Origin of the sequence: Erwinia sp. PPS120 (assembly GCF_047918655.1) — a bacterium.
GTDB classification, from domain to species: Bacteria; Pseudomonadota; Gammaproteobacteria; order Enterobacterales; family Enterobacteriaceae; genus Erwinia; species Erwinia tasmaniensis_A.
In genome coordinates, this window is sequence record NZ_JBLREF010000026.1 from 37,633 (window position 1) to 49,876 (window position 12,244).

General features: G+C 56.0%; 16 protein-coding genes. 11 read left to right on the forward strand and 5 right to left on the reverse strand.

What is annotated here, in order from left to right; all coding sequences use genetic code 11:
• Nucleotides 1-151: 151 nt before the first annotated feature.
• Nucleotides 152-313 carry a cold shock small protein YmcF gene (ymcF, locus tag ACLRGG_RS21445; protein WP_492127097.1) on the reverse strand — a complete coding sequence of 54 codons (162 nt, stop codon included), beginning with the start codon at nucleotides 311-313 and terminating at the stop codon, nucleotides 152-154.
• Nucleotides 314-614: 301 nt separating this feature from the next.
• Between ymcF and ACLRGG_RS14055 the strand changes: the two genes are divergently transcribed.
• On the forward strand, nucleotides 615-869 hold the full coding sequence (locus ACLRGG_RS14055) for a biofilm/acid-resistance regulator YmgB/AriR (protein WP_416250358.1): 255 nt from the start codon (nucleotides 615-617) through the stop codon (nucleotides 867-869).
• A gap of 62 nt (nucleotides 870-931) precedes the next feature.
• Here the strand turns inward: ACLRGG_RS14055 and ACLRGG_RS14060 are convergent, their stop codons facing one another.
• From ACLRGG_RS14060 to ACLRGG_RS14070, 3 genes are all read right to left on the reverse strand, one after another.
• Entirely contained in the window at nucleotides 932-1,897 is a 966-nt protein-coding gene (locus tag ACLRGG_RS14060) for a chemotaxis protein (RefSeq protein ID WP_416250359.1), read from the reverse strand.
• 226 nt (nucleotides 1,898-2,123) lie between these two features.
• The gene (locus tag ACLRGG_RS14065) at nucleotides 2,124-2,312 is read right to left on the reverse strand and encodes a hypothetical protein (RefSeq protein WP_416250360.1); all 189 of its coding nucleotides are present in this window, start codon (nucleotides 2,310-2,312) and stop codon (nucleotides 2,124-2,126) included.
• Nucleotides 2,313-2,368: 56 nt separating this feature from the next.
• Nucleotides 2,369-2,530, reverse strand: a complete 162-nt coding sequence (locus ACLRGG_RS14070; protein WP_416250361.1) for a YnfU family zinc-binding protein — start codon at nucleotides 2,528-2,530, stop codon at nucleotides 2,369-2,371.
• Between the two features lie 187 nt (nucleotides 2,531-2,717).
• Here ACLRGG_RS14070 and ACLRGG_RS14075 point away from each other — a divergent pair, with 187 nt between their 5' ends.
• A complete protein-coding gene (locus ACLRGG_RS14075; protein WP_416250362.1) occupies nucleotides 2,718-3,020 on the forward strand; it encodes a hypothetical protein in 303 nt (100 codons plus the stop codon).
• Between the two features lie 24 nt (nucleotides 3,021-3,044).
• Here ACLRGG_RS14075 and fliE read toward each other — a convergent pair whose 3' ends face one another.
• The gene (gene fliE, locus ACLRGG_RS14080) at nucleotides 3,045-3,356 is read right to left on the reverse strand and encodes a flagellar hook-basal body complex protein FliE (RefSeq protein WP_067700860.1); all 312 of its coding nucleotides are present in this window, start codon (nucleotides 3,354-3,356) and stop codon (nucleotides 3,045-3,047) included.
• Between the two features lie 239 nt (nucleotides 3,357-3,595).
• Here fliE and fliF point away from each other — a divergent pair, with 239 nt between their 5' ends.
• The 9 genes from fliF (at nucleotide 3,596) to fliN (ending at nucleotide 12,163) form a co-directional block, all read left to right on the forward strand.
• On the forward strand, nucleotides 3,596-5,317 hold the full coding sequence (gene fliF / locus ACLRGG_RS14085; protein WP_416250363.1) for a flagellar basal-body MS-ring/collar protein FliF: 1,722 nt from the start codon (nucleotides 3,596-3,598) through the stop codon (nucleotides 5,315-5,317).
• On the forward strand, nucleotides 5,314-6,306 hold the full coding sequence (gene fliG / locus ACLRGG_RS14090) for a flagellar motor switch protein FliG (protein ID WP_067700854.1): 993 nt from the start codon (nucleotides 5,314-5,316) through the stop codon (nucleotides 6,304-6,306). Before fliF ends, fliG begins: the two co-directional genes overlap by 4 nt.
• Nucleotides 6,299-6,991 carry a flagellar assembly protein FliH gene (gene fliH / locus ACLRGG_RS14095; protein ID WP_416250364.1) on the forward strand — a complete coding sequence of 231 codons (693 nt, stop codon included), beginning with the start codon at nucleotides 6,299-6,301 and terminating at the stop codon, nucleotides 6,989-6,991. Before fliG ends, fliH begins: the two co-directional genes overlap by 8 nt.
• Nucleotides 6,991-8,352, forward strand: coding sequence for a flagellar protein export ATPase FliI (gene fliI, locus ACLRGG_RS14100; protein WP_416250365.1), 1,362 nt, complete (start codon nucleotides 6,991-6,993; stop codon nucleotides 8,350-8,352). The genes fliH and fliI overlap by 1 nt, the downstream gene beginning before the upstream one ends.
• A 39-nt stretch (nucleotides 8,353-8,391) precedes the next feature.
• A complete protein-coding gene (gene fliJ / locus ACLRGG_RS14105) occupies nucleotides 8,392-8,838 on the forward strand; it encodes a flagellar export protein FliJ (RefSeq protein ID WP_416250366.1) in 447 nt (148 codons plus the stop codon).
• Complete coding sequence (locus ACLRGG_RS14110; RefSeq protein WP_416250367.1) at nucleotides 8,835-10,121, forward strand: flagellar hook-length control protein FliK; 1,287 nt, start codon at nucleotides 8,835-8,837, stop codon at nucleotides 10,119-10,121. The genes fliJ and ACLRGG_RS14110 overlap by 4 nt, the downstream gene beginning before the upstream one ends.
• Before the next feature lie 150 nt (nucleotides 10,122-10,271).
• Nucleotides 10,272-10,751: a flagellar basal body-associated protein FliL gene (gene fliL, locus ACLRGG_RS14115; protein ID WP_416250368.1), complete on the forward strand. Its 480-nt coding sequence runs from the start codon at nucleotides 10,272-10,274 to the stop codon at nucleotides 10,749-10,751.
• A gap of 4 nt (nucleotides 10,752-10,755) precedes the next feature.
• Complete coding sequence (gene fliM / locus ACLRGG_RS14120) at nucleotides 10,756-11,763, forward strand: flagellar motor switch protein FliM (RefSeq protein ID WP_416250369.1); 1,008 nt, start codon at nucleotides 10,756-10,758, stop codon at nucleotides 11,761-11,763.
• Entirely contained in the window at nucleotides 11,756-12,163 is a 408-nt protein-coding gene (fliN, locus tag ACLRGG_RS14125) for a flagellar motor switch protein FliN (protein WP_067700834.1), read from the forward strand. Before fliM ends, fliN begins: the two co-directional genes overlap by 8 nt.
• The last annotated feature ends 81 nt before the right edge of the window (nucleotides 12,164-12,244 follow it).

Sequence of the window (12,244 nt, forward strand, 5' to 3'; positions counted from 1 at the left end):
TCAGGAGTCAGGAGTCAGGAGGATAGTTGCACGAGGTGCAGCGATCGCAGAAGAAATTAAGAGGGTTAGCGACCCGATTTATCTTCGATATGTACCGGGAATCGCTATTAGACGCTACTGGATGTTCAAAATGGCGTCGTTATGCCATGGTTTAGCCAGCGTAAACTCTGTAGCTGACTGACATGGAGGATTTGCAAAAAATACAGTTAGCGCCGTGGGGATTTTTTGGCGAAACGTTGTGGGTCGAAAAGCGGAACTGGCATCCCTGGCATGTGGGACACTTGAACTTTATATTTGGAATAAGAACCTTCATTATCTGTTTTAAGAGACTCAACTGTCGCACTATCACGCTGAAAAGTCAGTAACTTCCTACGCGATAGCACGAATTGATCAGCGTGCGATTGTACAAGTTTCGATATTGTATATAAGTTTACTGCCGCGGGATCCCATCCAGACCAGCAATGGCGCCTTGTATGGCGTCTGATGAACAGGAGAGATCCCTTTGTTGCCGCGTTTATGTTGTATAACTTTAGAAAAAAATTATTCGGCCCTTCAGTCAATCGCGTGCCTACAAGCCGCGTTTACTGGCATCTGCCATTTTTGGAGATTTACACTTGCAGCAAAATTCATCTACCGAGCCAGCGCTGGCGCATATTTTCCAGTCTGCTGGCGGTTTGTTAAGCAGTGAATCTGAGGTTATCGGTTCTGTCATTGCCGAACTTTCAGCCAGGGACGGTTTTGTTTCAAACAAAGCCATCATCCTCAGGCTGCTGGAGAAGCTGGAGCAGGAAACCGATATTATTCAACTCGATATTTATCGTCACGCCCTGGAATACATTGTTCAGCAAACGCCCGACGATTTAGTCTGATCGACAGTGAGCGGGCCACCGAAGTGTGGCCCCTCACCTGCCCCTTCACCGCGTCGCCTGCATCAGACTGCTGCATCCTCCAGCACTTTGTGGATCACCGCCGAGAGCTGATTAATTTCAAACTTCGCCACATAGCCATTTGCCCCTACCTTATGCACGTGGTCTTCGTTGGCGTTCCCGGAAAGCGATGAGTGGATCACCACCGGAATAGCCTTAAGATTCTGATCGGTTTTAATATTGCGCGTCAGGGTAAAACCATCCATCTCGGGCATTTCCAGATCGGTCAGCACCAGGCCAATTTTATCGCTAATCGGCAGCCCCTCTTCCGCCGCCTGTCGTGCCATGATCTTTATCTGATCCCAGGCTTCCTTACCGGTGATATACATTAATGCCGGGATCCCCATCGCTTTTAGCCCCTGTTCCAGCATCAGCCGGGCTACCTTCGAGTCTTCGGCGACAATTGCGACCGCGCCCGGCTTTATTTTGAAGTTGGTCAGGTTGATATCCCCCTCTTTCACTTCCCGCACCGAAGGAATGATGTCGTGGAGGATCTGCTCAACGTCCAGCACCAGCGCCATGGATTTTTCATGCTGGGTGCCATCCAGCATCGCGATACTGGTGATGTTACGGCTGGCCACGCCCGATTCTGCGGTATGCACCTGGCTCCAGTTCAGACGGACGATATCCTCAACGGATTCGACGGCAAAGGCCTGGGTGCTCCGGGCATACTCGGTGACCAGCAGCAGATTAAGCCCGGTAGTGGGGGTGCAGCCAGCCACTGCGGGCAGGTCGATTACGGGAATGAGCTGCCCACGAATATTAGCCATGCCCAGAAGCGGTGACTTCATGCCAGCCGCTTTGGTAATGGTTGGCATAGGTACGATTTCACGTAGCTTGAACACATTGATGCCATAGAGTTCGGACTTGTTCTCCACCGTATCGGAACCCAGCCGGAACAGCAGCAGTTCGAACTTGTTGGATAATGCGAGATTGGCGCGCTCATCAATGTCTTTCTGAAAATTATCCACGTGAAACCCTCAATATTATTTTCATTGGCGTACGTTGGTGACGAGTTCAGTACAGAGCCCAAAGCCCGGGGTTTCGCACGGCGCGCATCCCGGCTATTAGCTCGGTTGAAATCACTCATAAGAGTTATCGGCAGGAACAGGAAAAAATAGAGGCCATTATTACGTATCGGACGAAGATTTACGGGGTCGCAACGCTTTAATGGCCTGAAAAAGGAAGGAAGAAGGTTTAGCTCTGCTTATAAGGATCTTTTTTGTGATCTTCACTGTCATCCCGCGTACGGGGCACTTCGCCATGCTCATTCGGATTATCTTTGGCCGGATGATCGTCTTCCTCATAAGCATTGCCTGCATTCGGCGCCGCTTCCGGCAAACCTTTATGCACGTCCCCTTCATCTTTGCGATTTTTGTCAGACATCATGCTCTCCATCTGTTTGATAAAACGTAAGTGTAGTGGAGAATTCTCACCGTGGCTTAGTGGTGGGCGATAAACAATGATTTGCAGTGTGGGCAAAGAAGCGTCTGGTCTCTGGAGACTTTAGATAACGAATGTTTGGATTTTTTCCCACAGACAGGACAGGTGGTATCAGAGTTTATTTTGCCTGGTTGCACCATTACGCGGTTGAAGTAAGACATGGTGAGCGACCTTTTCGGTGAATGATGCTAACCATACCACTACTGCTAAATTTTGCCCAAAAACCCTTCTGCTTATGGGCATTAATGACCCGGCTCTGTGATCGCCATTGCAAAATCGCGATGTAGGATCAGGCGCTGCCTTGCGCTGGTTATACTCACTGAAACAATGTGATGGAAAAGGTGATTTATGCTGTGGTTAGAATCCGGGCTTTACCTGCGAGTGAAAGAGATGGAAAACGGTCCACGACCGTTGCCGCTACAGAGTGGTTTCTCAACTGATACGGCCTATCGGGCACTGGGTTGCTTTAACCCTTCCGAGACGTCAGACGCCTACTATATCCTTTCCAATGACCGCGATGAGATCTGGTTTATCTGCAATCGTCATCTGCGTACGGTTTGCCTCTCTGGCGAACTTAACCTGTTCCGCATGCCCCTTTCCAGCGCTATTGCAAGCTCCCCTGACGCGGTGCTGCGGCAGGGATCGCATTAGTACTCAATGAGCTGAGTCAGCTCACTACACCTGCATATTCATAATGTCGGTGTAGGCGCTGACCAGTTTGTTGCGCACCTGAATCCCCATCTGCATGGAAACCGACGATTTCTGTAGATCGACCATCACATCATTCAGATTGATCCCCGGCTTACCCATTTCGAAATCCTGCGCCTGGGTGCGTGCGTCATTCTGCGTATCGCTGATTTTGTTGAGGGCAGCCTTAAGCTCACCGGCGAAATCCGCATGGCTGGATGCGTCGGTACTCTTGCCACTGGCCTGAATTGCTGCGGTTTGCAGCTGCTGCATTACGCTTTCAATACCCTGAATTGCCATCTCATGCCCCGGTAAATGTTCAACGGTGATTTTGCTGTGAGAAAACTTACCACAGTGTCAATAAGACAAAGCCCCTAAATAAGCGCATAAAACGCAGCTTATCCAGCCATCGAATTTCGCGTAAGAGAAAATAATGACAGCTATTAAAGGTAGAAAAATTTTTGCCAGCGCATCCGGGAGTCAGTTTTGTTACGACACTACACGATACAGTCTGTTCAACTGTCACGCAGGAACGAGTCATGAATGCCACTGTTACGCAGGATCAATCAGAGAAGAAGGGGCTGAGTGACCTTTTCGCTCGCCTGCGGGCTAATCCTCGTATCCCTTTAGCCATTGCGGCTGCGGCGGCTATCGCCATTGTTATCGCCATGGTGCTGTGGGCCAAACAGCCTGATTACCGCGTGCTGTTCAACAACCTGAGCGACGAAGATGGCGGCGCCATCATTACGCAGCTGACTCAGATGAACGTCCCCTATCAGTTCGATGATAAGGGCGGCGCACTGATGGTTCCCGCCGATAAAGTTTATGAGCTACGCCTGCGCCTGGCCGAGCAGGGCCTGCCGAAAGGCGGTGCCGTCGGTTTTGAGCTGCTGGATAAAGAGAAGTTCGGCATCAGTCAGTTCAGCGAGCAGGTGAACTATCAGCGTGCGCTGGAGGGTGAGCTTTCCCGGACTATCGAAACGCTGGGTCCGGTGAAGAATGTGCGCGTACATCTGGCGATGCCAAAACCTTCTCTGTTTGTGCGCGAGCAGAAATCTCCTACCGCTTCCGTAACCCTGATGCTTCAGCCAGGCCGCGCGCTGGACCAGGGGCAGATTAACGCCATTACCCATATGGTCTCCAGCAGCGTTGCTGGCCTGCCGCCGGGTAACGTGACCGTGGTTGACCAGGCCGGTCATCTGCTGAGCCAGTCTGATAATGCTGGCCGCGATCTTAACGATGCGCAGCTTAAGTACGCCACCGACGTGGAAAACCGCTTCCAGCAGCGTATCGAAGCGATCCTGAACCCGATCGTGGGCAACGGCAACGTCCATGCTCAGGTCACCGCGCAGATTGATTTTAACTCGCGTGAGCAGACCGACGAGCAGTTTAAACCCAACAGCGATGCCAAAAATCAGGCGATTCGCTCACGGCAGTCAAGCGACAGCGAACAGATTGGCGGCCAGTATCCTGGCGGCGTACCGGGTGCACTCTCCAACCAGCCTGCCCCGGCCAATACGGCCCCCATTACCACGCCGAATAACAGTGCGAACGGTCAAAATGCCGCCAATGCCGCCAATAACGGCGCGGCAAAACAGGGCACATCAGCCAGCACGGCCAGCAGCACGCCGTCAAATACCCGTCGTGACGACACCACCAACTATGAAGTCGACCGCACGATTCTTCACACCAAAATGAACGTAGGTGAAGTACAGCGTCTGTCGGTTGCGGTGGTGGTGAACTACCGGGCCGATGCGGCAGGCAAACCGATTGCACTGACCGACGCGCAGCTGAAACAGATAGAAAACCTGACGCGTGAAGCGATGGGCTACTCGGACAAGCGTGGCGACAGCCTGAACGTGGTGAACTCACCGTTTACCGAAAGCGCAGAAACCGGTGGCGACCTGCCATTCTGGCAGCAGCAGTCCTTTATTGACCAGATGATGGAAGCCGGACGCTGGCTGCTGGTACTGATTGTCGCCTGGATCCTCTACCGCAAGCTGGTTCGTCCACAGCTGCGCCGCCGGGCCGAGCAGGATAAGGCCGCAGCCGACGCCGTGGCCTTTAATAGCCAGAAGCGTGACGAAGGAGAAGACGAAGCCGTCTCGGTCAAGCTGTCTAAAGATGAAATGGATCAGGAACGTAAATCTCAGCACCGCGTGAGTGCTGAGGTCATGAGCCAGCGTATTCGCGAAATGTCAGAAAACGATCCTCGCGTAGTGGCTCTGGTCATTCGCCAGTGGATGAAGGACGAACTATGAGTCTTACCGGTACTGAAAAAAGCGCCATCATGATGATGACGATTGGCGAAGACCGCGCGGCAGAGGTGTTTAAACATCTCGATACCCGCGAGGTACAGCATCTGAGTATGGCGATTTCCAATATGCGCCAGGTTTCACACAAGCAGCTTATTGAAGTCCTGCGCGAGTTTGAGACCGACGCGGAGCAGTTTGCCGCGCTGAGCCTGAACTCCAATGATTATCTGCGCTCGGTACTGGTTAAGGCGCTGGGTGAAGAGCGTGCGTCAAGCCTGCTGGAAGATATCCTCGAAACGCGGGATACCACCAGCGGCATGGATACGCTCAACTTTATGGAGCCGCAGGCCGCAGCCGATCTGATCCGCGACGAACACCCGCAGATCATCGCCACTATTCTGGTGCATCTGAAGCGCGGACAGGCAGCCGATATCGTTGCTCAGTTCGACGAACGCCTGCGTCACGATGTCATGCTGCGTATTGCCACCTTCGGCGGCGTTCAGCCTGCCGCGCTGGCCGAGCTTACCGAAGTGCTTAACGGCCTGCTGGATGGTCAGAACCTCAAGCGTGCGAAGATGGGCGGCGTGAGAACCGCTGCGGAAATCATCAACCTGATGAAAACACAGCAGGAAGAAGCGGTTATCGAAGCGGTTCGCGAGTTCGACGGCGAGCTGGCGCAGAAAATTATCGACGAGATGTTCCTGTTCGAAAATCTGGTGGAAGTGGACGATCGCAGCATCCAGCGCCTGTTGCAGGAGGTGGAATCCGAGTCTCTGCTGGTGGCACTGAAAGGCTCCGAACAGCCGCTGCGCGAGAAGTTCCTGCGCAATATGTCCCAGCGTGCGGCCGATATCCTGCGCGACGACCTGTCCAACCGCGGCCCAATGCGTATGTCGGCGGTAGAAAACGAGCAGAAAGCGATCCTGCTTATCGTTCGACGCCTGGCCGAAAGCGGCGAGATGGTGATTGGCGGTGGCGAGGAACAGTATGTCTGATAACGCGTCCCTCGCCTGGCAGCGCTGGCAGCCTAACGACCTGGCGGATCTGAATAAGCCGGTGGTCGCCCCCCCGCCCGAGCCTGCTCCACAGATGGAAGATCCGCAGGACCAGCAGCAGTTTGCGCTGGAGCAGCTGCAGACGCAGGTGCGCAGTGAGGCACAGGGCGTCGGCTATGCCGAAGGGCATCAGAAAGGCTTTAATGAAGGCCAGAAAACGGGCTATGACGCCGGTTTCCAGCAGGGTCTGGCGGAGGCCCAGCAGCAGCAGGCGCCTCTTCAGGCGCGGATGCAGCAGCTGGTCTCCGAATTTCACCACACGCTCGAAGCGCTGGACAGCGTGATCGCAGCAAGGCTGATGCAGCTGGCGCTGGAAGCCGCACGACAGGTTATCGGTCAGGCACCGCACGTTGACGGTACCGCCCTGCTGCGTCAGATCCAGAGCATGATCCAGCAGGAGCCGCTGTTTAGCGGCAAGCCTACCCTGCGCGTGCACCCCGATGATCTGCAGCGCGTCGAGCAGACGCTGGGCGCGACGCTCAGCCTGCACGGCTGGCGGCTGATGGCCGACACCAGCATTCATCCCGGCGGCTGTAAGCTCAGCGCCGACGATGGCGATCTTGATGCCAGCATCGCTACCCGCTGGCATGAACTGTGCCGCCTTGCCGCGCCGGGAGAGTTGTGATGTCGACCCGTCTTTCACGCTGGCTGGGTGCCCTTGACGCTTTTGAAGAGCGTCTGACTAAACTGCCTGAAGTCCGTCGCTATGGGCGTCTGGTGCGCGCCACCGGGCTGGTGCTGGAAGCGACCGGCCTTCAGCTACCGCTGGGCGCAACCTGCGTGATTGAACGCACCGACGGACAGCACCTCGCGGAAGTCGAGAGCGAAGTGGTTGGCTTTAACGGCCAGCGACTGTTCCTGATGCCGCTGGAAGAGGTGGAGGGTATTTTGCCTGGCGCACGGGTTTATGCCCGCGTGGCCGGAGATTCCCAGCATAGCGGCAAGCAGCTGATGCTTGGCCCCGAGCTGTTAGGCCGCGTGCTGGACGGCAGTGGGCGACCGCTGGACGGCCTGCCCGCCCCGGAAACGGGCTACCGCGCCCCGCTGATCACGCCCCCCTTTAACCCGCTCCAGCGTACGCCGATAACCGAGGTGCTGGATACCGGCGTACGCGCGATTAACGCCCTGCTCACCGTCGGACGCGGCCAGCGCATGGGGCTGTTTGCTGGCTCCGGCGTGGGTAAAAGCGTGCTGCTGGGCATGATGGCGCGCTATACCAAAGCGGATGTGATCGTGGTTGGCCTGATTGGCGAACGCGGTCGCGAAGTAAAAGACTTTATCGAAAATATTCTCGGCACCGAAGGCCGCGCCCGCTCGGTGGTCATCGCCGCACCGGCCGACGTTTCTCCGCTGCTGCGCATGCAGGGAGCCTCCTATGCCACCCGCATCGCCGAAGATTTTCGCGATCGCGGCAAACATGTGCTGCTGATTATGGACTCCCTGACCCGCTACGCCATGGCCCAGCGTGAAATTGCCCTGGCCATTGGCGAGCCACCCGCGACCAAAGGCTATCCGCCTTCGGTGTTTGCCAAACTGCCCGCGCTGGTCGAACGTGCCGGTAACGGCATCGACGGCGGCGGCTCCATTACTGCATTTTATACCGTCCTGACCGAGGGTGACGATCAGCAGGATCCTATTGCCGATTCGGCGCGCGCCATTCTCGACGGACACATTGTTCTGTCGCGCCGCCTGGCCGAAGCGGGCCACTACCCGGCCATAGATATTGAAGCCTCGATCAGCCGCGTGATGGCGCATCTTATTGATGAGACGCACTATGCCCGCGTGCGCCAGTTTAAACAGCTGCTCTCCAGCTACCAGCGTAACCGCGATCTGGTCAGCGTGGGCGCCTATGCTGCCGGCAGCGATCCGACGCTGGATAAAGCCATCAAGCTCTATCCGGAGCTTGAGCTGTTCCTGCAACAGGGCATGTTCGAACGCAGCACTTTTGACGACGCCTGCCTGCACCTGCAGGCCATCTTTGGCTAACCGGCATGCGCACACGGGTCGGTTCCTGACGGGGGAAGTATGGCAAAACAAGCATCACCCATAGAGACGCTCTGCTCGCTGGCACAGAAGGAGCTGGAAAAGGCCGCCATCCAGCTGGGTGATATGCGTCGTGCGCAGAAGCAGGCCGATGAGCAGCTGACAATGCTCATGGACTATCAGGATGAGTACCGCCGTTCGCTGAATAACACCCTGTCAGAAGGCATCACCAGCCTGCGCTGGCGGAACTATCACCAGTTTATTGAAACGCTTGAAAAGGCCATTGACCAGCATCGCCAGCAGCTTAATCACTGGAACAGCCGCGTGGAAAACGCCCTGCGGTTCTGGCGTGACAAACAGCAGCGGCTGCACGCCTATGAAACGCTGCATGCGCGCGCGCTGGCGACAGAACTCTTACAAGAAAACCGTCTCGATCAGAAACGGATGGATGAATTTGCCCAGCGGGCATCATTGAGGAAAGGCGAATGATTACGTTGCCAGTTGTAACGTCAGGGACCAAAGTCAGTAGCACCGCCACGGCCTCCGGCACGCAGGCGACCGACACCGACAGCGACTTCACGGCTGCCGGTACTGATATAAAAGAGAGTGGCCAGGCGAAAGGCACGCAGGGTTTCCTGGCCGTACTGGGGAGCAAACTGCAATCGCTGGTTAAACAGAACGAGACGTCTGCTCAGACGACGGCTGCCACGGATGCCACTGACTCAACCACGCCGGCAAAGGCGAAGCTTAATGCCCTGCTGGCGGCGCTGGATAAGCCCGAAACGCTGAACGCGCTGCTCCAGCCGCAAACCGCCAAAACCGGGACCACCAGCACGGACACGGATAAAGAAGAGACGCAAAACCCGGCCACCGCGCTTAATGCCAGCGATATGCAAACGCTACAGGCGCTGTTTGCCATGCTGCCGCCTGCCGTTAATCAACCCGCCACAGCGGCAGCGGCCAAAGGTAGCGAGGCGCTGTCGGCTGACGCCAGCGGCAAAGGTGTGCAGACCACGCTCGGTTCCCTGCTGGCAGCCAGCGGCACAACCACCGGTGACGCCGATAAGGGCGTGGATAAATCAGGTAAAACGGTCGCTGCATCCACGGCGAGCGCAGTTACAGCTACCCAGAACAGTCCCGCCGATACCAGCCTCAATGCTGCTTTCCAGCAGGTTATGAGCCACACCGGTAAGGAGGGGGAAAAAGATAATTCAAGTTCTGCCAGCAGCACGACGATAAACAGTAATGCCATTGCCGCCCTCTCTTCCGCCGCCACGCCAACCACCACGTCGCTGGTGACGGCACCGGCAACCCCTGCGCTGAATGCGCAGCTGGGCAGCCAGGAGTGGCAGCAGGCACTGGGACAGCAAATTATTATGTTCAGCCGCAACGGACAGCAGACCGCCGAGCTGCATCTGCATCCACAGGATCTGGGCAGTATTCAGATAAGCCTGAAGCTGGATAACGACCAGGCGCAGTTGAATATGGTGTCCGGCCATAGCCAGGTTCGCGCGGCGCTGGAAGCGGCCATGCCGCAACTGCGCACCGCGCTGGCAGAAAGCGGCATCAGCCTGGGACAAAGCAATGTGAGCAGCGATGCGTTCCAGCAGAGCCAAAGCTCCGGCAGCCAGCAACAGCAGCAGAGAAATAATAGCGGCGGCAGCACCTTTAGCCTGTCGGGCGACAGCGACGGTGACATCACGCCGATTGCCGTTCCTGCCGCGCTACAGGCCCGTGCAGCCGGTTCCAGCGCGGTCGATATCTTCGCCTGATGGGAACAAACGCATAAGCTAGAGGCAAAACCCGCGTCTTATCACCCTATTGTTTGACGCAAGACGCGGGATAATCTGCTCATAACACCATGGGGCAGCGAACAGAGCGTTACCGCAACCCGAAAATAATCACAGGAAGTTATAGCTCTTATGACTGATAAAAAAGCCAAAAGCGGAAAACGTAAGCTGCTGCTACCGATCATTGTGGTCGCAGTGCTGATTGCTTGCAGCGCGGCGGGCTATACGGTCTGGCGCATGATGAAGTCCCCCGCTGATGCGACACAGGCCGCCAAACCCGAGCCGCCACCCGCGCCGGTCTTTTTTGCCATGGACACCTTTACGGTTAACCTGATTAACCCGGATAACGATCCCGATCGCGTACTGTATATCGGCTTTACCCTGCGCCTGCCCGACGAAGAGACGCGCCGTCGTATGAATGATTATCTGCCGGAAGTACGCAGTCGTTTGCTGATGCTGCTTTCCAACCAGAGTGCGGCCGCGCTGGGCAGTGAACAGGGTAAACAGGCACTGGTCTCGCAGATTAAAACCGTACTGGCGCCTCCGCTGGTACCTGGACAACCTCAGCAGGTGGTGAATGATGTTCTGTTTACCGCCTTTATCCTGAGGTAGAGGTATGGCCGACAGCATTCTTTCACAGGCAGAAATTGACGCACTACTCAATGGTGACAGCGATAGTGCGGCAGTCGAGAACGTCAGCAGCGTGGGCGAAGGTGATATTCGCCCCTACGATCCGAATACCCAGCGTCGCATGGTGCGTGAACGTCTTCAGGCACTGGAGATTATTAATGAGCGATTCGCACGATCTTATCGTATGGCGCTGTTTAACCTGCTCAGGCGCAGTCCGGACATTACCGTTGGTGCGATAAAAATTCAGCCCTACCATGAATTTGCGCGCAACCTGCCGGTACCGACGAACCTGAACCTGATCCACCTTAAGCCGCTACGCGGCACGGCCCTGGTGGTCTTTTCGCCAAGCCTGGTGTTTATCGCCGTGGATAACCTGTTTGGCGGCGATGGTCGCTTTCCGACCAAGGTTGAGGGACGTGAGTTTACCGCCACCGAACAGCGGGTGATCCGCCGCATGCTGAAGCTGGCGCTGGAAGGTTATAGCGACGCCTGGAAACCGATTTACCCGCTGGACGTCGAGTACGTCCGCTCAGAAATGCAGGTGAAGTTTACCAACATCACCACCTCACCCAACGACATCGTTATCACCACGCCATTCCAGGTGGAGATTGGCAATCTGGTGGGTGAGTTCACCATCTGCATTCCGTTCAGCATGCTGGAGCCGCTGCGCGAAACGCTGGTCAATCCGCCGCTGGAAAACTCGCGGCAGGAAGATCATAACTGGCGGGAAACGCTGGTGAAACAGGTCCAGCACTCTGAGCTGGAGCTGGTAGCCAGCTTTGCCGACGTGTCGATGCGCATTTCACGCCTGCTGGCCCTGAAGCCCGGTGATGTTTTACCGATTGATAAACCGGATCGCATTATCGCCCATGTGGATGGCGTGCCGGTGCTGACCAGCCAGTACGGGACCCTTAACGGGCAGTACGCACTGCGCGTGGAACATCTGATTAACCCGATTTTGAATTCGATGAACGAGGAACAGCCCGATGAGTGACACGAATAAGCCGTCCGAAGACGACATCTCTGCGGACGACCTGTGGGCTGACGCCATGAACGAGCAGGCCACCACCGCCGCTGCCACTACCGAAGGGGTCTTTAAATCGCTGGAAGGTAATGACGTGGCCGGGTCCCTGCAGGATATCGAGCTAATTATGGATATCCCCGTCAAGCTGACCGTTGAGCTGGGTCGTACCAAAATGACCATTAAAGAGCTGCTGCGCCTGACGCAGGGTTCCGTGGTGGCACTGGAGGGACTGGCCGGTGAGCCACTGGATATTCTGATTAACGGTTACCTGATTGCTCAGGGTGAAGTGGTGGTCGTGGCCGATAAGTATGGCGTTCGCATCACCGACATCATTACCCCTAACGAACGTATGCGTCGTCTGAGTCGCTAAATGAACCAGCCTACCCGCCAGGATCCGACACCGGCTACCGGTCAGCAATCTGACCAGACGCTGCCGCAGTCAGCCGTTCAG